Annotated in this window: 19 protein-coding genes; 4 read left to right on the forward strand and 15 right to left on the reverse strand. The window is 68.0% G+C overall.

Translation table 11 applies throughout. The features are described 5' to 3' along the window. Positions 1 to 33: 33 nt before the first annotated feature. The 10 genes from QRN21_RS06780 to QRN21_RS06825 form a co-directional block, all read right to left on the reverse strand. Positions 34 to 1,632, reverse strand: coding sequence for a glycoside hydrolase family 43 protein (locus QRN21_RS06780; protein ID WP_285363487.1), 1,599 nt, complete (start codon positions 1,630 to 1,632; stop codon positions 34 to 36). Next, positions 1,632 to 2,633, reverse strand: a complete 1,002-nt coding sequence (locus tag QRN21_RS06785) for a hydroxyacid dehydrogenase (RefSeq protein ID WP_201778460.1) — start codon at positions 2,631 to 2,633, stop codon at positions 1,632 to 1,634. The genes QRN21_RS06780 and QRN21_RS06785 overlap by 1 nt, the downstream gene beginning before the upstream one ends. After that, positions 2,630 to 3,523: a family 43 glycosylhydrolase gene (locus tag QRN21_RS06790; RefSeq protein ID WP_285363488.1), complete on the reverse strand. Its 894-nt coding sequence runs from the start codon at positions 3,521 to 3,523 to the stop codon at positions 2,630 to 2,632. Before QRN21_RS06790 ends, QRN21_RS06785 begins: the two co-directional genes overlap by 4 nt. Then, positions 3,520 to 5,550, reverse strand: a complete 2,031-nt coding sequence (locus QRN21_RS06795; RefSeq protein ID WP_285363489.1) for a glycoside hydrolase family 36 protein — start codon at positions 5,548 to 5,550, stop codon at positions 3,520 to 3,522. Before QRN21_RS06795 ends, QRN21_RS06790 begins: the two co-directional genes overlap by 4 nt. Continuing rightward, on the reverse strand, positions 5,547 to 6,242 hold the full coding sequence (locus tag QRN21_RS06800; protein WP_285363490.1) for a hypothetical protein: 696 nt from the start codon (positions 6,240 to 6,242) through the stop codon (positions 5,547 to 5,549). The genes QRN21_RS06795 and QRN21_RS06800 overlap by 4 nt, the downstream gene beginning before the upstream one ends. After that, entirely contained in the window at positions 6,239 to 7,165 is a 927-nt protein-coding gene (locus tag QRN21_RS06805) for a carbohydrate ABC transporter permease (protein ID WP_233277259.1), read from the reverse strand. Before QRN21_RS06805 ends, QRN21_RS06800 begins: the two co-directional genes overlap by 4 nt. Further along, entirely contained in the window at positions 7,162 to 8,073 is a 912-nt protein-coding gene (locus QRN21_RS06810) for a carbohydrate ABC transporter permease (RefSeq protein ID WP_053098115.1), read from the reverse strand. Before QRN21_RS06810 ends, QRN21_RS06805 begins: the two co-directional genes overlap by 4 nt. A gap of 70 nt (positions 8,074 to 8,143) precedes the next feature. Then, positions 8,144 to 9,490, reverse strand: a complete 1,347-nt coding sequence (locus tag QRN21_RS06815) for an ABC transporter substrate-binding protein (protein WP_053098116.1) — start codon at positions 9,488 to 9,490, stop codon at positions 8,144 to 8,146. Between the two features lie 157 nt (positions 9,491 to 9,647). Next, complete coding sequence (locus QRN21_RS06820; RefSeq protein WP_285363491.1) at positions 9,648 to 10,664, reverse strand: magnesium and cobalt transport protein CorA; 1,017 nt, start codon at positions 10,662 to 10,664, stop codon at positions 9,648 to 9,650. Positions 10,665 to 10,709: 45 nt separating this feature from the next. Then, a complete protein-coding gene (locus QRN21_RS06825; RefSeq protein ID WP_285363492.1) occupies positions 10,710 to 11,993 on the reverse strand; it encodes a serine hydrolase domain-containing protein in 1,284 nt (427 codons plus the stop codon). A gap of 90 nt (positions 11,994 to 12,083) precedes the next feature. On the opposite strand from QRN21_RS06825, the gene QRN21_RS06830 reads away from it, so the two are divergent. Beyond that, a complete protein-coding gene (locus QRN21_RS06830; RefSeq protein ID WP_056277548.1) occupies positions 12,084 to 12,407 on the forward strand; it encodes a DUF2470 domain-containing protein in 324 nt (107 codons plus the stop codon). 55 nt (positions 12,408 to 12,462) lie between these two features. Beyond that, on the forward strand, positions 12,463 to 13,110 hold the full coding sequence (locus QRN21_RS06835) for a biliverdin-producing heme oxygenase (protein WP_053098119.1): 648 nt from the start codon (positions 12,463 to 12,465) through the stop codon (positions 13,108 to 13,110). A 12-nt stretch (positions 13,111 to 13,122) separates the two neighbouring features. Here the strand turns inward: QRN21_RS06835 and QRN21_RS06840 are convergent, their stop codons facing one another. Further along, positions 13,123 to 14,517, reverse strand: a complete 1,395-nt coding sequence (locus tag QRN21_RS06840) for an ATP-dependent DNA helicase (protein WP_053098120.1) — start codon at positions 14,515 to 14,517, stop codon at positions 13,123 to 13,125. Between the two features lie 159 nt (positions 14,518 to 14,676). On the opposite strand from QRN21_RS06840, the gene QRN21_RS06845 reads away from it, so the two are divergent. After that, entirely contained in the window at positions 14,677 to 15,750 is a 1,074-nt protein-coding gene (locus QRN21_RS06845; protein WP_285363493.1) for a hypothetical protein, read from the forward strand. An 18-nt stretch (positions 15,751 to 15,768) separates the two neighbouring features. Here QRN21_RS06845 and QRN21_RS06850 read toward each other — a convergent pair whose 3' ends face one another. The 4 genes from QRN21_RS06850 to QRN21_RS06865 form a co-directional block, all read right to left on the reverse strand. Continuing rightward, positions 15,769 to 17,778: a bifunctional copper resistance protein CopD/cytochrome c oxidase assembly protein gene (locus QRN21_RS06850; RefSeq protein WP_285363494.1), complete on the reverse strand. Its 2,010-nt coding sequence runs from the start codon at positions 17,776 to 17,778 to the stop codon at positions 15,769 to 15,771. Positions 17,779 to 17,863: 85 nt separating this feature from the next. Next, on the reverse strand, positions 17,864 to 18,151 hold the full coding sequence (locus QRN21_RS06855) for an HU family DNA-binding protein (protein WP_042541574.1): 288 nt from the start codon (positions 18,149 to 18,151) through the stop codon (positions 17,864 to 17,866). 322 nt (positions 18,152 to 18,473) lie between these two features. Further along, on the reverse strand, positions 18,474 to 19,019 hold the full coding sequence (locus QRN21_RS06860) for a helix-turn-helix domain-containing protein (RefSeq protein ID WP_285363495.1): 546 nt from the start codon (positions 19,017 to 19,019) through the stop codon (positions 18,474 to 18,476). 111 nt (positions 19,020 to 19,130) lie between these two features. Further along, positions 19,131 to 19,739 (reverse strand): TetR/AcrR family transcriptional regulator, encoded by a 609-nt coding sequence (locus tag QRN21_RS06865; protein ID WP_285363496.1) that lies wholly within the window; start codon positions 19,737 to 19,739, stop codon positions 19,131 to 19,133. 125 nt (positions 19,740 to 19,864) lie between these two features. On the opposite strand from QRN21_RS06865, the gene QRN21_RS06870 reads away from it, so the two are divergent. Continuing rightward, positions 19,865 to 20,692 (forward strand): alpha/beta hydrolase, encoded by an 828-nt coding sequence (locus tag QRN21_RS06870; protein ID WP_072592093.1) that lies wholly within the window; start codon positions 19,865 to 19,867, stop codon positions 20,690 to 20,692. Positions 20,693 to 20,713 lie beyond the last annotated feature (21 nt).

Genomic DNA, 20,713 nt, shown 5'->3' on the forward strand with positions numbered 1-20,713 from the left:
AACGTCGCGGTGATCTGCAGGCTCGGGTGAGGGTCAGCCCTCCCCCGCCAGGTCGGCACCGCGAGCCGCATACCGCAGCGAGGCATCGGAGACGTCGGCCGACCAGCCGCGCCCGTCGAGATCGTCGGCACGGATGCCGAAGAACATCCCGGTGAACCGCAGGCGATCACCGTGATCGTCGGACAGCGTCCATGCGGGGTGCACGCCGGGCACATCTCTCCAGCGAGCGTCGTCGACCGAGGCGACCGCGAAGCGGAGGTCGGGGCCGTCGAGGGCCATCCGCATCCGCACCGGCCCGGGCGGCACGGCGATCGGCGCAGAGCGTGTGGTGCGCGACCCGTCGCGACTCACGACGCGCAGATGCCGCCCGTTCTCGGCATCCCAGGTGAGCTGCAGCCCGATCCAGCCGTTGCGGTCGTACCAGGCGATCAGGCCCGCGAGCTCACGCGTGCTCGTCGGCTCCGCATCGACGGTGGCCTCGAGGATCGCGTGATGCTCTTCGACCCGCGTGAGGATCATCGCCTGATCGAAGACGGATGCCGCCGAGTGACCACCGCGCAGACGCAGCCACCCCGGTCGGGCGGTCAGGTCGGCGGTGTCGCGGTCGAGTGCGGCACGGACAGTCGACCAGCGGCGGCTGTCGAGGTGCGCCGCATCGAAGCGGTCGGTGAAGCCGCTCGCGACAGCGCGACCGACCTGCGCACCGGCGACCTCGACCTCGAGAGCGGCGTGATGGCCGCCCTGGGCGAGTCGCAGCCAGCCGTCGCCGTCGACGACCACGCGCTGCAGGCACGTCTCGCGCCCGAGAGTGCTGAACCGCTCACCGAGATGCAGCGTGGGCCGACTGGCCAGGTGCACCAGCATCCACTCGCCGTCCGGCGTCTGCACGAGCTCACCGTGCCCCGCTTTCTGCAGGGGGACACCGGGTGCGTCGCGGCTCGTCAGCACGAACGGCTGCCGGTCGCGCTCGTAGGGTCCGAAGCGGTCGCGGGACCGCGCGACCGTGATGGCATGGTTCCAGCCCGTGCCGCCGGCGGCGATCAGGAGGTGGTACCAGTCGCCGATCCGATAGAGGTTGGGACCCTCGACGAGCGTGGGCTCCTGATGGATCACGCGCGCCTCGCCGGAGGTGCGCTGCTCGTGGGGCAGATACTGTTCGAGAACGAGTCCCCCGAACGACGGATGCTCGGGCCGCTGATCCCACTGCACGCCCACGATCCAATGTGTTCCGTCGCTGTCGTGGAAGAACGAGAAGTCGAAGCCGCGTGAGCCCAGATGCACCGGCTCGCTCCACGGGCCGTCGATGCTCTCGGCAGTGACGAGGTAGTTGTCGATGTCCTTGTCGTCGCCGTCCATCGATCGCACGACCGAGTACGCGAGCCAGAACCGGCCGTCGGCGTAGGACAGGCTCGGCGCCCACACCCCGCCGGAGTCCGGGATGCCACGGAGGTCGAACCCCTCGTCGAGCGCATGGCCTCGGACCGTCCAGTCGACGAGATCCGTGGAATGGTGGATGCGCACCGCCGGGTGGAACTCGAACGTGCTCGTGGCGATGAAGTAGTCGTCGCCGACTCTGAGGATCGACGGGTCGGGGTTGAATCCGCGCAGGATCGGATTGCGCACCACGCCCATCACACGACCCCCGGCACGCGCTCGAAGCCGACGAAGGCGTCACCCGCGATGTACCGCGCGACCTCGTCGACGACGTCACGCCCCAGACGGTGCAGCTCATTGCCGGTGGCACCGGCGATGTGCGGCGTGAGCGTCACGTTGGGCAGCGTCCACAGCTCGTCGTCCGCAGCGAGCGGCTCGGGTTCGGTGACATCGAGGATCGCGTCCAGCCTCCCCGTCCGGAGATGCCGACGCAGAGCGTCGTGGTCGATGAGCGAGCCACGCGCCGTGTTGATCAGCACAGCGCCGTCGCGCATCATCGCCAGCTCGCGCGCCGCCAGCATGTGCTCGGTCTCGGGAGTCGCCGGGGCGTGCAGCGAGACGATGTCGGAGGTCGCGAGCAGGTCGTCGAGCTCGACCTTGAGCCCGCCCAGCGAGACGATCTCCTCCTCGGACGCGTAGGGGTCGTAGATCAGCACCCGCAGGTCGGTCGGCTGCAGCAGCTGTGCGACCCGGCGCCCGATCCGCGACGCCCCGACGAGTCCGACGGTTCGCCCGAAATTGCCGCTGTCGATCAGGTCGGCCTCGCGGTCGACGAAGGCGCGCCCCTCCCGATAGATCTGCTCGGCGTACTTCGCCCGCTTACCGGCGAGCAGGATCGTGGCCGCGGTGTACTCCGCGACCGCCTGGGCGTTGCCCTCACCGGCGTTCGTGAAGACGATGCCGCGGCGGGTCGCCTCCACCGTGTCGAGGATCGAGCTCGCGGTGCCGCCTGCGAACACGACGGCGCGCAGGCCCGGCATCCGATCGAGCAGATCGTGGTCGATGTGCGGGCATCCCCACCCGGCCAGCAGGATCTCGACGTCGGCCATCAGGTGCGACGCGAGGTCGCCGTCGAATTCGGTGATCACCTCGGCGCTGACGTCGACCAGATCGTTCAGCCGTGCCCGGTGCGGGCCGAACAGGTTCTCGGCCAGCGCCGGTGGATTCATCGCGACGATCGCGCGGGGTCGGGCGTTCACTTCTTCAGCTCCTCGATGCTCCAGTCGTCGCGCCAGATCAGTTCGGCGCGACCCTCCTCGACGTGCAGGGGCAGCCAGACGGGCGCAGAGGATGCGAGGTCGTCTCGATTCCAGCGGTCGCCGATGTACACATGCGCTCCCTCGACGGGCAGCACGACGCTCACCTGAGAATCGAAGGTGCGAGTCCCCGCCGGAGCGAAATCCTGCCACGGCGACCACGGACCCTCGAGCGACCGAGCGGTCGAGTACTTGTTGTCGTTGAGGTCCCACCCGGTGAGGTCGGAGCCGAAGAGGTAGTAGGTGCCCTCATGGCGGATGAGCGTCGGCGACTCGTAGCCGATCTCCGGGCGATCCTGCTGGCGCAGCGTCGCGACGACGGACTCGACGCCGCAGTGGTCCGGCCGCAGGCGATAGATGCGCAGTCCGTGCTCGCGGTCCTCGGACAGGAGGTAGCCGATGCCGTCCTCCTGATACACCCCGATGTCCCGGCTGAGGTTGCCCAGAGGGCGCTCGCTCCCTCGGTAGTCGAACGGACCTTCAGGGGCGTCGCCGACGGCATAGCCGACCTTCGCATCGGAGTAGTCGGCGCTGTCGATGTGCATGATCAGCACCCAGCGTCCGTCGGGGCGCTGCAGCGCCTTCGGCCTCTCGACGATCCGATCGGGGGCGAGATCTCCCCCGCCCGCGGCGAGCGCATCGCCGACGTACTCCCAACTCGCGAGGTCGGTGGAGCGGTAGCAGGCCACGGCCGTGAAGCGGTCTCCCGCGGTCTTGTCCTCGCCCCAGGCGTACCAGTGACCGCCCACCCGCTGAACGCCGATGCCGTGCAGCTGCGCGATGCTCCCGCGATCATCGACGAGCACCTCGCCGGGCCGGATCCGGCCGGTCATGCGTGGCCCTCGCCGACGCGGAGAACGCGAGCGCCGATGCCGTCGCCCGTCTCGATCCGGATGCCGCCGTCGACATCCTCGAGGCGCCACGAGTCATCTGCCATGCCGACCGCCGGCAGACCCGCCGGAAAGATCGTCTCGGCCGTATGGACACCGGGGATGGTCACCGCTCGCGGTTCGTCGGAGCGGTCCCAGACGAAGAGCAGGGTGCGCCCCTCGGCGCGAAGACCCAGACAGATGAGGTCGTCCTCCCATCCCGGCAGACCGAGCGGCCAGAACGGGTCGCTCATCGCAAGCTGCGTGCGGAGGGTCTTGTGCACCGCGACGGCCTCGGCCACGAGCGCGCGCTGCGATTCGCGCAGCTCGGCCAGGAAGCCCGACAGGTACAGCCGTCCGCTGAGCCCGGTGACGAGCGTGAACGCTGTCTCGGCATCCGACATCCCGACCGCGGGATAGGCCCAGTTGCCCGCCTGCTCGGGAAGGATCGACGCGGGCGCGGATGCGGCGATCGGCGGATACAGCCGGAAGTCCTGCTGGTCGCTCGTGGACTGCATGTGCGTTCGCGCCAGCAGCGCATAGTCCGCCCTCATCGCACCGGACGAGCAGTTCTCGATCAGCAGTGCGGGATGCCGGCGCTGCACGTCGTCGAGCCAGTCCCCGAACGCGCGGATGTGCCCGAGCAGACCGTCGCCGGCGGCCGCCGCCTGCCAGTCGGTGCCGGCACCGGGGTTGATGTTGTAGTCGAGCTTCAGAAAGCTGACGCCGTAGTCGCGCACGATCCGGTCGACGGTCTCGTCGAGATGGGCGCGGGCCGCGGGGTGCCGGAAGTCGAGGTGATGGCGATCGTGTTCGGTGACCCGCACACCGAAGCGTCGGAAGAAGGCGTCGTCCGGCAGCGCCTCGGCGACGGGGCTGTTGACACCGACGACCTCGGGTTCGAGCCACAGCCCCGACCTCATCCCTGCGGCGTGGATCTCGCCGATGATGCCTCGCAGGCCCGACTCGTCGAACCGGTCGACGGCCTCCTGCCATTCGCCCACCGTGTCCCACCAGTCGCCGATGGCGGGGTCGGCGAACCAGCCGGCATCGATGCAGAACACCTCGACGCCCGCTTCTGCGGCACCCCGGATCAGCGGGCGCAGCGCCTCGGACGACGGCTGGCCCATGAGTGTGTTCATGAAGTCGTTGTAGACGATCGGGAGGTCGGGTCCGTCGACGCGTCTGATCGCACGGCGGTGAGAGGTGAGGCCGGCGATCGCCGCGTCGAGACCTCGTGGGGAGGCCGCGAGCACGACCGGGACACTGGTGAACTCGTCGCCCTCACCGAGCGTGTGGGCGAACTGATGCTCGAGATCCGTGGGGCCGAGCAGAGACAGCGTCAGACCGTCGAGGCCCTGGCTGAGGTCGACATGCCATCCGGCTCCGCTCTCGATCTGCCAGACGACGGCGGCGCCGTCGCGGCGCAGCAGCGCGCCGACAGGAAGATGCTCACCGGTCGACCATGCCCCATGGCTGGTCAGTGTGGCGTGACCGCGGCCGTCCTGCGCGTGGATCGGGAGGGAGAGCGGGGGCAGCTCGTCCGAGAGAGCACGACGGTGCCAGCGGTTCTCTGCCAGCCACTCGCTGCGCGCGGTGAGGATGTCGTAGTCCTCGCCCGCGTTCGGGCCGGCGCCGAGCCCGACGCTCGCCGAGCTGACGGCCGTGACCGTGACCTGGCCCGGCGCCGTGGCGCGAAGAGTGTGCTGCACACGCAGAGCAGAACCCGACAGCGACAGCACGCTCGTGACCTCGAGCCCGGTGCGCGGATCCCGCTGCACGAGCGTGACGGCGTCGCTCGCCGTCTCCGTTCGCGTCGAACGCAGGCGGGCGCCCAGCGCCGAGCGCACGTATGCCTGACTGGTGCGCGCACGCTGTTCGGCCGCGGTGAAGATCTCGACGAGAGGCGCCGGATGCCCGTCGTCCACGGCCAGGGTCGCGGGCGCATCCGCACTCCACGCGATCGTGAAGCCGGCGATCCGGGCGATCATGCTCCCACCCGCTGACGCGAGCGGCCGAAGCCGAGTGCGCGATTGCAGATCGTCGCCGCGACGGCGGCGAGGGCCGGGGCGGAGAGCCAGCCGACCGCGCCGACCACGGGCAGAGTGGTCGCGAGCGCAGCCAAGGCGCCCACCAGCAGCCACACGAGGGCGAGGTGCGGGCGCTGCAGGACGATCCGCGCGGCGGCGATCGCGAAGCTTGCACCGCGCAGCGGCGAGTCCGTGAGGAACGCGGCCGCGACAACGACCATGGCGATGACGGCCGCGACGGCGACGGCACCGAGCAGCACGTTCGCATCCGCTCCGAGAAGCGCCACGTCGTATCCGAGCACCAGCACTGCGCCGCTCAGCACGAGCGCGGAACCCCAGCGGTGGCGCACGGCACCGGCGAAGGCGGCCCAGAAGATCCGGGCGACGTGCGGCTCGCCGTCGAGCAGGCCGGCAGCAGCCTGCGTCAGACCGTGCAGAGCGGGTGCGACCGTCAGCACGGCCGCGGCGCCGAGCCAGAGCGCGGTGTGGGTCGCCTGCCAGCCGACCAGCGCCTGGAACGCGAGCATCGGCACGAGGCAGCACACGAAGGAGAGCGACACGAGGAAGTATCGGAAGGCGCCCAGCAGCAGCGTCGCGATGATGCCGTCGTAGCCGAGCAGGCGTCCGAGTCGGGTGGTGGCGACGGCGCTCATCCCTTGACCGCCCCGACCGACATGCCCTTGATGAAGTACCGCTGGAAGGCCGCGAAGATCGCCACCGACGGGACGATCGCGAGGATCGCTCCGGTGTAGATCAGCTGCCACTGCGAGGTGAGGAGTCCCACCATGCGGTTGATCGCCACGTTGATGGTGCCCGCCGACGAGGAATCGAGGAAGACCAGCGGGATGAAGAAGTCGTTCCAGAGACCGAGCGCCTGGATGATCACGAAGGCGGATGTCACTGGAAGGAGCATCGGGAAGACGATGAGCCAGAAGGTGCGCAGGCGGCCCGCGCCGTCTACGTGCGCCGCCTCCTCGACCTCGATCGGGATGCCCTTGATGAAGCTGCAGTAGAGCAGGATGCCGAAGCTCGCGGCTCCTCCCAGATGCACGAGGATCACCGAGAGCAGCGTGCTGTAGAGCCCGACGTCGTCGAAGCCCTTCACCAGCGGGATCATGCGCACCTGGAACGGGATCATGAGCCCGGCGATGAACAGCACGTAGAGGAAGCGCGAGGTGCGTCCGCCGATCCGCTCGATGCCGTAGGCGGCCATCGGCACGATGATGATCAGCATCACGACGGTGCCCACCGTGATGATGAGTGTGTTCAGCACCGCCTCGAGGAAGTCGGTCTGCTGGAACAGGGCGACGTAGTTGTCGAAGGCGAACGAGGTGGGGAGCCCCATCGGATCCTTCGTGATCTCGGCGTATGAGCGGAACGAGTTCAGCAGGGCGTAGATCACCGGCGAGGCGACGATCAGCACCAGGACGCTGAGCACGACCATCACGATGATCTCCCCGAGCGACCACTTCTTCCTCTCCCGCCGCTGACGCGGTGGACGGGGGATGCGGGCCAGGCCCGACGGACGCTGCTCGGGCTCGATCTTCATGGTGACCTGGGTCATCGTCTCGGTCATGCCTGGATCTCCCTCTTGCGCATGTAGGCGTTCGCGGCGACGGTGCTCACGATCACCACGATGAAGAGCACGACGGCGGCCGCCGACCCGAAGCCGGCACGGTATTCGCCGAAGCCGACCTTGTAGATGAAGAACGCCATGGTCTCGCTCACGAACCCGGGCCCACCGGATGTGAGCACGAGCACCTGGTCGAAGATCACCCAGCCGGCGATCATCGCGAGCGTCATGTTGACAGTCACCGCACCCGCGATCATCGGCCAGGTCACGTTCCAGAAGACCTTCGCTCCGCTGGCCCCGTCGATGCGGGCCGCCTCGATGAGCTCCTGCGGAACGGACTGCAAGTTGGCGAGATAGATGAGGGTGGTGTTGCCGCCCAGGGTGAAGCAGGTGATGAAGAGGATCACCCAGATCACGATGCTGCTGTCACCCAGCCAGTCGCGGGCCCACTCGGGAAGCCCCATGTCACGCAGCACCGTGTTGACGGAGCCGAAGTTGTAGTTGAGCAGGTACTTCCAGATCGTCGCCATGATGAAGGCGCTGACCAGGGCCGGCAGGTACACGGCCGTGCGGAAGAAGCCCTGTGCATGGTCGAGCTTGTCGAGCATCAGTGCGACGGCGAGCGAGATCACGTTGATGATCAGCGCCGAGCCGAGTCCCAGGATCAGGGTGTTGCGCACCGCGTTCCAGAAGCGAGTGCTCGCGACGATGTCCTCGTAGTTCTTGATGCCGACGTAGTCGTAGCCGTCGCTGATGCCGTCCCAGTCGGTCAGGCTCAGCTGCAGGGTCTGCAGTGACGGGACGATCACCATCAGGAGGTAGATCACCAGGGCCGGGACGACGAAGCCCAGCATGGCCAGACGCCCTCGTCCGAATCGGGGCCGCACGCGAACCGCGGTGTGTGCACTCATGTTCTCTCCTTGATCGATCGCCGTCTGCCGGGTGCCGAGGGCGCGGTCGGGCCCGCGCCCTCGGGCCGGATCAACCGGCTGCGGCGACCTGCGCCTCGAGTTCGGCCTGGACCTTCGCGATCGTCTCGTCGATCGTGGTCTGGCCGTCCTGCATCTCGATGCGCGACTGCCGGAAGAACGTGTTGACCGAGCTGAAGGTGCTGAGCGTCGGTGCGTTCTCGTACCAGACGAGGTCCGGGTTCTCGAGCAGTGCGAAGAAGTCCTCCGCACCGGGGATCGTGTCGTTGCGCTCGACCTCGTCGGACTTCAGGATGTTCGGCGAGATCCAGCCGCTCGCCTCCATCAGATTCGCCGCATCCACCGAGTAGAAGTAGGTGAGGAACTCGACCGCCGAGGCGTACTCGTCCTCGTTCTCCGCCGCCTGCGACGAGATCGCCAGTCCGCCGGCGGTGTCACCGACGACGCTGTTCTTGAGCACGTTGATCTTGCCGTCCTCGTCGGGGATGATGAACAGCCCCGCATCGAACTCCGGATCGACCTTGTTGATGTCCATCAGGCGTCCGAGGCCGGCCGAGGACGTGGCCATGACGGCCTGCTCGTTGACGAGGAGGGTCGTGGTCTGGGCGTCGGCGGTGGACTGCCACCCCTCGAGCACGTAGTTGTCCATGATCATCTTCAGCTCCTCGAGCGGAGCCTTCAGGTCGGCCACCGAGGCGCCGCCCTCGGCGGCCACGTTCCAGAAGCCGCCGTCGTCGCTGAACTCTGCGAACGTCGGCGCGGCCAGGGGCTTCCAGAGCTGATCCGACGGCCACACCTCAGCGGCGGCCGTCGCCAGCGGGACGTCGCCGTTCGACTTGATCTCATCGAGCAGGTCGATGAAGTCGTCATAGGTCTCGGGGACCTCGAGGTCGTGCTCTTCGAAGTAAGCCTTGTTGTAGACGATGTTCATGCCGAGTTCGCCGTTGAGCGCGCTGTACGGCACGGTGTAGACCTCGCCGTCCGCTGCGGGAGCGTATGCATCGGGCTCGAGCAAGGCCGTGACCTCATCGGGGATGCCCGCGAGCTTGCCCGCATTGACATAGGTGAGCGTGTCGCGCATGTCGACGACGGCCGGCCAGTTGCCTGTCGCATCGACGGTCTTGAGCGCCGTGGCGTAGTCCGAGCCGGCGGGGAGCGGGTCGAGCTTGACCTCCGTCGTGTCGCTCTGCTCGTTGAAGGCCGTGACGACCTGGTCGACGACAGCGTTCCAGGTCTCGTCTCCCGTGGCGTAGAGGAATCGGATCGTGGTCTTGTCTGCAGATGCCGTCGAGTCGCCTGAGCCCCCGCCGCACCCGGTGAGCGCGAGAGCGGAGGCCGCGACACCGGCGGTCACCAGCAGGAGGCGGCTGCGTGCGGCGCGCGTCGTTGCGTTGTGCATGTGATCTCCCTTGATTCTGTGCCGGACTCTCGTCGGCCATCTCGACGCTAGCCGACCGGATAGCGGTTTCCAAGCACTTTTTGTAACTAGTTGCACTTCGGTGGCGAATGCGGAACAATCGACCACGTCGACGTTCGGCGTGCCCGCGGTCAGGGGCCTACAGCCAGCCCTTGCGCTTGAACGCCCAGTAGAGCCCGACGCCCATCGCCAGCATCAGAGCGACCGCCATGGGGTATCCGAGCGTCCAATGCAGCTCGGGCATGTGGTCGAAGTTCATGCCGTACACCGTGCCGACGAGCGTCGGGGCGAACAGGATCGCCGCCCAGCCCGAGATCTTCTTGACCTCGTCGTTCTGGCGGATGCTCAACTCGGTCATCCGCCGCATCTCCTCGTTCTGCCGCCGCGCCACGATCGTGGACTCGACGGTCAGCGCGTTGTCGAGCACCGTGCGGAAGGTGTTCGCGCGCTCCGACACGCGCAGGGTGTGGTCGAGCACGTCGCGCAGGTACCGCTGCAGTTCCTCGTCGACCTCGTACTTCGTCGAACCTCGCAGCAGCGAGTCGAGCATGCCCGCGAGAGGCTGCACCGCGCGCTGGAAGTCGATCACCTCACGACCGAGTTCGTAGATGCGCTGCGTCGCGTCGACCTCGTCCTCGAAGAGCTGGCTCTCGATCTCGTCTATGTCGTTCTCGAGTCCCGACAGCACGGGTGCGTACTCGTCGACGACCTCGTCGAGGATCGCATAGAGCACCGCCTCCGGACCGAGCTTCAGCAGACCGGGGTCGTCTTCGAGTCGGCGTCGCACCCTCGCCAGGTCGGGAGACTCCGCGTGGCGGATCGTCACCACGAAGTCGGGCCCCACGAGCACATGGATCTCGCCGAACTCGACCTCCTCCGCGGCATCCAGGTACCGGGCGGATCGCAGCACCATGAACAGCACGTCTCCGTACCGCTCGAGCTTCGACCGCTGGTGACCCGAGAGCGCATCCTCGACGACGAGAGCGTGGATGCCGAACTCGTCGGCGACCTCGCGGATCTCGGCTTCGCTCGGCCGGTACAGACCTATCCAGCTCATGCCGCCGCGTTCGCGCAGCACCTCGAACGTCTCACTGAGGCTCCGCGGATTCTCGGTGCGGACCCCGTCGACGTAGATCGCGTTGTCGATGATCGCCATCGGCGTTCCCTTCGTCGGTATGCCGCGGCGGTCGTGCGCCGGGCCCTAGGCGGCCGGCGGTGCGACGCAGGCGACCGCCGAGTCCGTGATGGCCTGGTGATACTGCTCGGCCGTGAACGGAAGCCCGAACTCGGGAGCGGTCTCACCCGCGGCCGCAGGCACCTTGGAGGCGATCGCCGCGAGCTCCCACGCCAGGTACATCGCGGTCGTCGCGCCGGTCGTCGAGTTGTTCAGCGACACTGCGACCGTGAAGCCCGTCTCGGGGTCGGAGAACGCCGACGTCTGATACCCGGGAGTCCAGCCCGCCTGTCCGACCATCGAGCCGACGAGCAGAGCCCCGCCCGTGGCCTGGAGCCAGGAGGGAGCCTGGGGGCCCTGCGGCAGGGGAGCTCCGAAGCGGTTCGGCTCGTCCTTCGTGCGCAGCTTCTGCGCGGCTTCGGCCTGGGCGTACCGACCGAGATCCTCGATCGTCGACACGACGCCGGAGTCGGTGTAGCCGGTGCTCGACGAGAGCGTGGTGATGTCGACCGGGGCCGCACAGTCGTACCCGCCTTCGACGGGTGTCAGGTAGTGCCCGTTCATGACCGGTCCGTCAGAGGGCGGCGCCGGGGCCGGCGAAGGCAGCGACGTCGCCGAGAGACCGAGCGGCTGGGTCACGTACTCGGCGATCAGCTCGGACGCCGTGCGGCCGGACGCCCGCTCGAGTGCGAGTCCGAGCAGCAGGTAGCCGGCATCCGAGTTCGTGTAGGTCGTCTTCGGAGTGGTGCGCGGGGCGCCGAGGCCGTACGCCGCGAGCTCGAGGGGTGCCCACACGCGCTCGGGGGTGGTGAGCCATGCGGCCTGCGCGGTCGCCTCGGACGAGCCGACGCCGCTCGTGCTGTTGCACAGGTCGAGCAGCGTGATGTCCTTCATGTCAGCGACGCCCGAGACGTGGTCGGGCACGGGGTCGTCGAGATCGACCACGCCGTCATCGGCCAGACCGTAGAGCACGTCGCACGTCATGAGACGCGTCATGTCCGCGATCCGGAAGGACATGTCGGTGCTGATCTCTTCGTCGCCGCCGGGGGTCTGGGTGCCGAGGCCGGCGACCCAGCTGCCGCTCCACGGAGCCCACACCCCCACGACGGCGCCCGAGGCACCCGATGCGGCGAGCGCGTTGGTGACGGCCGCCTCCATGGCGGCGACCGTGTCGTCGGGCAGAGGACCGTCGACCTGGGACGGAGGCTGGTAGCTGAACTCCGGTTCGGCCGTACAGCCGGTGAGGAAGAGCCCGAGCGCGGCTGCGCCGGCCACTGCTGCGCGGAACGTGCGCGACGAGAGAAGCTGCATGAAAGGGGACCCCCGGAAGACGTGTCTCCCGAGTCTAGAACGCCCATCCTGAAAGAAAGGCATCACCGAACGCCGTTTAGGGTGATCACCATGCCCCACACGTTCGATGCCGACGTCGTCTCCGCGATCCTCCGCCACATGAACGGCGACCACACCGATGACAATCTGCTCATCACGCGCGCCTTCGCGCCGGCCGGAGGGTCTCAGTCGGACGAGATCACCGACGCCGTGATGACGGACCTCGACGGCGACGGCGGAGTCTGGAAGGTCACCCGCTCCGGCGAGGCCTCAGAGCTTCGCATCCCCTGGCCCTCCGGTCCGATCACGGAGCGCCCCGCCGTGCGCCGCGAGGTCGTCGCGCTCTATGATCTCGCCTGCGAGAAGCTCGGGGTCGAGCCGCGTCCGCACGCATGACGCTCGGCTCACCGAGGGGTTTCCTTTCAGGTTAGGCGACCCTTACACTGGGCACATGTCCGAGATCCTCTCCTTCTCCGCAGCCCTCCGTGAGCGCTCCTCCGGTTCGCACTCGCGCAGCGAGGGTGCCGGCTTCATGTCCGACCTGCTCAAGGGCGAAGGATCGCGCGAGGACTACATCGCGCTCGTCGCGCAGCACTACTTCATCTACGAAGCCCTCGAGGGCGCGGGCGAGCGCATGCGCCAGGACCCCGTGGCATCCGTCTTCCTCAGCGACAAGCTGACCCGCCTGCCCGCGCTCGAGGCCGACCTCGAGTTCCTCCTCGGGGCGCACTGGCGCGATGTGATCGTCGCGCTGCCGACCACGCAGCGCTACGTCGAGCGCATCCGCCAGGTCGGGGCGACCTGGGCCGGTGGCTTCGTCGCGCATCACTACACGCGCTACCTCGGCGATCTGTCGGGCGGCATCTTCATCGGACGCGTCATGGCACGCCGCTTCGGCTTCGAGACCAACGGCATCGGCTTCTATCTGTTCGACGACATCGCCGACCCGTCGGCGTTCAAGGACGTCTACCGCGAGCAGCTCGACTCCGCCCCCTGGGACGACGCCGAGCGCGAGCGCGTGATCGACGAGGTCCTGCTCGCCTACCGGTTCAACACCGAGCTCTTCGAAGACCTCGACCGCGCACGCGTCGCCGCCTGACCACGAACGGGCTCAGCCCTTCCCGACCTCGGGAGTGGATGCCGCGAGCCACGCGTCACGCATGAAGCGGCGCACATCCTCGTCGACGCGGATGTCGCTCGGGCGCAGCGCCCTCGACAGGTAGAGCCCGTCGAGGGACGTGAGCCGAGACAGCGCCACATAGGTCTGCCCTGGAGCGAAGGCGCCTGAGCCGAGGTCGATGATCGCGCGGTCGTAGGTCTTGCCCTGCGACTTGTGGATCGTGACCGCCCACGCGAGGCGCAGCGGGAACTGGGTGAACTCAGCCACGACGTCACGGCTCAGCTTCTTGGTGCTCGGCTCGTAGGAGTATCGGAACCGCTCCCAGACCGCGGGCTCGACATCGACCTCTTCGCCGTCGATCTCGACGCGCACGGTCTCTCCGAGGATCCGCACGACCGTGCCGATCGTGCCGTTCACCCACCGCGGCGGCTCGCCCGACATCGAGGTGTCGTTGCGGAGGAACATCACCTGCGCGCCGATCTTGAGCTTGAGCTCCGACTCGGCCGGCAGCGACGCCTCGCCCTTCCCGAACTCGCCGCTGACCTCGGCACGCGCGGTCTGCTCCTTGCCGGGCAGCGCTGCGAGGTGGCGGCTGTTGATGGTGTTCACGATGTCGTTGCGGGTGGCGAGGGTGATCATCGGCACCTCTCCCGGCTCCGGGTCCGGTGGTGTGCGCGCGCCCTGCGTGTTCAGCACTCCCGCGATCTCCGCGGTGACCCGCCCGTACCGCACCGCGTTCAGCATCGCCTTGAAACCGTCATCCGACTGCCGGTGGATCTGCACGAGCTCGCGCACGTGCAGCTCGGCCCGGGTGTCGACGGCGAACAGTCCCCCGTCGTCATCGTCACCCTCACCGCCGGCCGGACCCGCCCAGACCTTGGCATCGAAGAACCAGAACGAACGGTAGTGGTCCTTGACGTAGCGCAGCTCGTCGCCGCGCGGCGGCACGGGAGCCAGCTGATACGGATCGCCGAACATCACGATCTGCACTCCGCCGAACGGGATGCCCCGCTTGCCCCGCGCCTGACGGAGCGAACGGTCGATCGCATCCATCAGGTCGGCGTTGACCATCGAGATCTCGTCGATCACGAGCGTCTCGATCGCATTGAGGATCCGTCGCGTGTTGTCGTTCTGATCGATGTCCGAGTCGCCGATCAGTCCGATCGGCAGCCGGAACAGGGAGTGGATCGTCTGACCCTCGACGTTGAGCGCGGCGACGCCGGTCGGCGCGCAGATGGCGATCTGCTTCTTCGTGTTCCACGAGAAGTACTGCAGCAGCGTCGACTTGCCGGTGCCCGCTCGACCGGTGATGAAGACGTGCTCGCTGGTGTCCTCGATCAACCGGAACAGCTCTTGCTGCTCTTCGGACAGGGCGGGAAGCGACACGGTTCTCTCACACGGACGGAGGCGGGAATGCACGGCGAGACCGTGCCTCCCCATGCTACGTGGCGGCGCCGCCCGGCATCCGAGGAACACAGCGATCGCGGCCGACGCACACCGACTCACGCACGGCGTCGTCCCAGGCCACGCTTCTAGACTGACGCCATGCAGCAGGTCGAGACGAAGGCGCCCCGGCGCTCGCGCCTCGCTGCCGATCTCGCGCTCCTCGCGGTCATCGGCCTCGTGCTCGTCGCCGCTCTCGGTGCAGGTGGAGCCACCCTGTACCAGCAGTTCTACGGGCCGTCGGCGTTCGTCGTGCGCTACCTCGAGCTGCTCTCGGAAGGACGAGCGGCTGACGCTCTGCGCGTGCCCGGCGTCGCGATCGATCGGGAGACCCTCGAGATCGCCGGCATCGGAGCCACCGCGTCGGAGGCGCTGCTGCGTCACTCGGCACTCGCGCCGCTCACCGACGTCGAGGTGCAGTCGGAACAGGCCGACGAGTCCGGCAAGACCGAGGTGACCGTGTCGTACGAGGCGAGCGGGCACGCCGGCACCACCACCTTCACCGTCGAGCAGGACGGCTGGGCGGGGGTCACCCCCAACTGGCGCTTCACGACGAGCCCGCTGGCCGTGGTCGAGCTCACGGTGCGCGGTGCCGATCAGTTCGCCGTCAACGGCTTCGAGATGGATCGCCGCCAGGTCTCACCCGCCGGGGCGGAGGCCGCACCCCTCGATCCCCTTCCCCTGCTGGTCTTCACGCCGGGGCTGTACTCGGTCACCGTCGACACTGCGATCGCGGAGTCCGAGGGCATCGGCGTCCTCGCCGACACCCCGCTCGCCACCACGCCCGTCGACGTGCAGACCGAGCCCACCTCGGACTTCGTCGCGGTGGTGCAGCAGCGGGTCGAGGAGTTCCTCACCGCCTGCACGACGCAGGAGGTGCTGCAGCCGACCGCCTGCCCGTTCGGCCTCGAGGTCTCCAACCGCCTCGCCTCGCTGCCGAAGTGGTCGATCGCCGCACAACCGCAGGTGAGCGTCGTGCCCGACGGCGGACACTGGAAGATCCCTCCGACGGATGCCGTCGCGCACGTCGACGTCGAGATCCGCTCGCTCTTCGACGGCTCGGTTCAGGAGCGGTCGGAAGACGTCCCGTTCCAGGTGAACGGATCGATCACGATCCTCCCCGACGGCAAGGTGTCGATCCGGGTCGGATCCCCCGACGAGGAGTCCACGGGCTGACGCCCGCCGGGAGCACGGTCACCGCGCGTCGCGCTCCGCCTGACGCAGGTCGCGCTCGGCGAGAGCCGCGAGCTTCTGGTTGTACTCCTCGAGCTCCGCCTCGCCCGTGCGGTCTGCATGACGGTCGCGGCGCTTCTGCAGCTTGGTGTCGCTGCGGCTCCACTGGATCGCCACGGTGATCGCGAGGATCAGAGTCGGGATCTCTCCGATAGACCACGCGATGCCGCCGCCGATGTACTGATCCTCGATGGGCGTCGGGCCCCAGGTGCGCCCCATCGACCCGAACCAGTCGGCGACCATCAGCCCCTCCTGCATCATGATCGCGACGCCGAAGAAGGCGTGCATGGCCATGATGGCGATCAGGGTGATGAGGCGTCCCGGGTAGGGCAGACGGTAGGGCACCGGGTCGGCGCCGACCAGGCTCAGCACGAACAGGTAGCCGGAGATGAGGAAATGCGCGACCATCCACTCGTGGCCGAGGTGCTCGAACATCGACCAGCGCACCAGGTCGGTGAAGTAGAACGCCCACAGCGACAGGATGAAGATGCCCGCCGCCACGAACGGGTGGGTGACGACCTTCGAGAACGGCGAGTGCACGGCCCACATGATCCATTCGCGACCACCGCGGGTGCCGTCGTCGCGCTTGTGGATCGCTCGAAGGGCCAGCGTGACCGGCGCCCCCGAGACCAGCAGCAGCGGGATCGCCATCGACAGCATCATGTGCCCCAGCATGTGCACGCTGAAGAGATACTCCTGATACGCGTTGATCGGGCCGCCCGTGACCCAGAGCAGCATCAGCATTCCCAGCACCCAGAACACGGTGCGGTGGATCGGCCAGCGGTCGCCGCGGAGCCGCAGTCGGCGCACGCCGGCGAGGTAGAGGAAGAGGCCGAACCCGGCGGCCACCAGCCAGAGCACGTCGATGTCCCACGCCGTGAACCAGCGGTCGATCGTGAACTCCGGCGGCAGCGGGGAGCGGGTGAGGTTCTCGGCGGGGGTCTGCACGAACGCCGCCTCCTCGCCGGTGGGCGGGGGCGTGCGCGCGAGCGCGGCGGCAGCTCCCGAGGCCAGACCCATCAGAGCGACCTCGCACAGCACCAGCATCCAGAACCAGCGCGCGGCTCCGTCGTCCTCGAGCCGAGGGATCAGGCGGGTGCGATACCAGGCGCCCAGCATTCCCATACCGACGAGGAGCACGACCTTCGCGAGCAGGATGGTGCCGTACGGCGTCCAGAGCTGCGAGATGTCCCCGAACGAGACGACGGAGCGGGCGAGACCCGAGATCGCGACGACGGCGAACGCGGCGATCGCGAGACTCGAATAGCGGCTCACCAGCTGCGCCGTGCCCACGCCCGAGCGGTCGCGCAGGATCACGACGAGCAGCAGGCCGCCGAGCCACACCGCCGCGCCGATCGTGTGCAGCAGGATCGAGTTCACCGCGATGTTGTGACCGGCGAGCTCCCCGGAGTGACCCTGCGTCGCCAGCGGAAGGAAGGATGCCGCGGCGAGGATCGCCGTGATGAGCGTCGGCGTCCACGTGCGCCACGCGAACGCGAGCACGGTGATCACCGAGCCCATGATCGTGGTGATCAGCCAGGACTGACCGAGCGGCAGCTGCAGCAGGAATCGTCCGAGCTGCTCACCGAACTCGCGCTCGGCGCTCAGCTGCGGGTTGAAGGCCGCCATGAAGGTGAAGAATCCGCTGATGCCGGCGGTGACCGTGAGGACGGCAGCGCCGGCCGAGGCCGTGTTGAGCGCCGTGTCGAATGACTTCTCCTCGCTGCGCAGGGCGAACAGCGCCAGCACGAGCGAGCCCAGCATCGCCGCGGCCGCGATGTTCATCACGAGCTTGACGATGGGGGTGGCCCAGCGCACGAAGGGACCCGGATCCTGCAGAAGCAGCGGAGCCGCGCCTCCGCCGATCACGAGGGCGAAGATCACGCCGATCAGTCCGGTCGCGAGCAGGATGCCGATTCCGGCCGCGCGATACGCGGAGCGGGTCGGGGTCTGCACGGCGCGGGCACTCACCCCTCCAGCCTAAGCCGCGGATCCGGGGAGGACGCACGAAGGCCGCCCCCGACGGATCGGGAGCGGCCTTCGAAGAGGTGCGGTCTTACTTGACGGCAGCCTTGAGCTTGGAACCAGCGGTCACCTTGACGCGGTGGCCGGCCGGGATCTTGATCTCGGCGCCGGTCTGCGGGTTGCGGCCCGTGCGAGCTGCGGTCGCGACCTGCTCGAACGAGATCCAGCCCGGGATCGAGACCTTGCTGCCCTTGGCAACAGCGTCGGAGACCGAGGAGAACAGCGCGTCGAGGACACCCGAGACGGTGGCCTGGCTCTGGCCGGTGGCAGAAGCGATGCTCGCGACGAGCTCGGTCTTGGTGATGGACTTGTCAGCCATGTCATCCTCCAGCGACGAGGTTCCCGTCGCATCGTTGTGGTTCAGAGGGCTGCTGCCCTCCGTTGGTCGAGTGACCGCCTTGAATGTACCAACCACCACCCACATTTCCGCGTCATTTCGCGGGTTTTGGGCTTTTCGGCGGCGTGTCGTGGGGCAGAAGTGACGAATGTGACTCGTGGGGCATCGATTTCAGCGCGCCCGTCGGCCTCATCGTGGGAAGGCGATCTCTTGCCGCGAAGGGGCGGAATCACCGTTCGGACCCTTGCGTGAGAGAGATCTCCTTCGCTCGGCGCGCGAAGATCAGCTCGGGCGACGACGCGTCTCAGGTCGGTTCGGCCATCGTCGTGGCGGTCGGGGATGCGTCGTCGGCCGCGGCGGAGGCCATCGCGGCGCGGCGCTTCGCACGACGGGTGCGGGTCTCCTTCGACAACGGATACCGGGCGTCCAGCCGGGGCTCGAGGACGATCCGACGCAGCGCAGTGAGGATCACATACCCGCCCACCCAGTAGGACAGGAACAGCACGAGTCCATACGAGAACGTGAAGCTCAGCAGCGTGCACACGATGCCGATGCCGACATAGAGCCAGGTCCAGGCGTGGGCGATGCGATCACGCGCGGCCTGCTGGTCATCCGTGCGCTGCTGCAGCGAATCGACCCGGCTGCTGAGTGCCTCATCGTCGATCGTGGCGAAGAGGTCCCGCACCGGGACCTGCAGCGCATCCGCGACCAGAGACAGCGTCTCCAGGCTCGCATCCTGTCCGGCTTCCAGGCGCTGCACGGTTCTGAGTCCCACGCCGCTCTCGGTCGCCAGTCGTTCCTGAGTCCACCCCTGCGCCTGGCGCAGTTCCGTGATTCGTGTCGTGTTCATGTTCTCCATGCTCTCCAGCGGCCCCGATCCGCCGCCACGCCACCGAGCCGCCAGTCAGCCGCCAGCTTGCCGCCATCGACCCGCCGCCCCGTCGCCGTCGCCGTCGCCGCGTCAGAGCGGGCGGTGGGCGGCGACCACCGAGCGTGCGGTGCGCTCGAACGCCGGCGTGACCCGCTCGTCTCCGTCGAGGTACCCGCCGACGAGCGCGGCGTCGCGCAGCAGCACGAGGGACGCCGCGACATCGACGGGGCTCTCGAGGCCGGCCTGCTCGGCGACGGCCTGGAGCGTCGAGCGGAACCACTCCCGGTGCTCGTCGATCAGCAGACGGACGGCACCGTCGGCATCCGGATACTCCGCTGCCGCGTTGATGAACGGGCAGCCACGCGTGTGTCGGAGGCGGATGTCGGCGGCGATGCCGTCGATCACGGCGTCGACCAGCTGCGCAGGATCCGTCACCGCCTTGCCCGCGTCGGCGAACATCGCGCGGAGCATCTCGTCTTCGTTGCGCAGGTACGCGAGGACGAGGTTCTCCTTGCCGCCGAACTGGTTGTAGAGCGTCGCCCTGGTGACCGCGGCCTCATCGATGATGCGGTCGACGCCGACCGCATGGATCCCCTCTTCGTAGAAGAGCCTGGTGGCGGTGTCGATCAGCCGGGTGCGGGCTGCGCTGGGCCGCTTCGGAGCCGTCGTCGGAGCGGAGCTGGAAGTCGTGGTCTTCATGATGATCCCTCTCATCGTGTCATCCGATTCGGGTTTTCGGGAATAGGTTGTGCTAGATAGAACGTTCGATCTACTATCAGCGTAACGCACTCGCACCGGGCGGGGCAGACACAGGAGAAGAAACGATGAACAGCACCGACAAGACCCCGATCGTCCTGATCCACGGACTCTGGATGACGCCGAAGAGCTGGGACACGTGGGCCGAGCGGTTCCGCGCGCAGGGCCACGAGGTGATCATCCCGGGATGGCCCGGGATCGATGACCGCTCCGTCGAGGACATCCGCCGCGACCCGTCGGCCCTCAAGGGGATCGGCCTGAAGCAGATCGCCGACAACTACGAGCGCATCATCCGTGCGCTTCCGGTCAAGCCGATCATCATGGGCCACTCGTTCGGCGGCGTGCTCACCCAGATGCTCGCCGACCGCGGCCTCGGCGCCGCCTACGTGGGCGTGGCCCCGGGACAGACCGCCGGCGTCACCGCACTGCCCCTCTCGACCCTGTGGACCGGAACGCCGATCCTCTCCAACCCCTTCGGCATCAACGGAGCCAAACCGCTGTCGAAGCGCCACTTCCACTTCACGTTCGGCAACGACCTCCCCCGCGCAGCATCCGACGCCCTCTGGGAGGAGTACGCCGTGAACTCCTACAACAAGGTCTTCTTCGAGGGCGTGACCTCGGTGCTCAACGAGAAGGGCGGAGTCACCCACGTCGACTACGCACGCGCCGACCGCGCCCCGCTGCTCGTCATCACCGGCGAGATCGACCACGTCGTGCCCCCGGCCATCGGACGCGCGATCGTGAAGAAGTACCACTCGTCCGGCAGCACCGCCATCGTCGAGTACAAGGAGTATGCGGGCCGCACCCACCGTCTCGTCAGCCAGGACGGCTGGGAGGAGATCGCCGACTACGCGCTCACCTGGGCGGTGGAGCACGCGACAGCATCCGTCGCCTGATGCGGGGCGCTGCGGCGCCTC

Source organism: Microbacterium sp. LMC-P-041 (assembly GCF_030209555.1).
GTDB lineage: Bacteria > Actinomycetota > Actinomycetes > Actinomycetales > Microbacteriaceae > Microbacterium.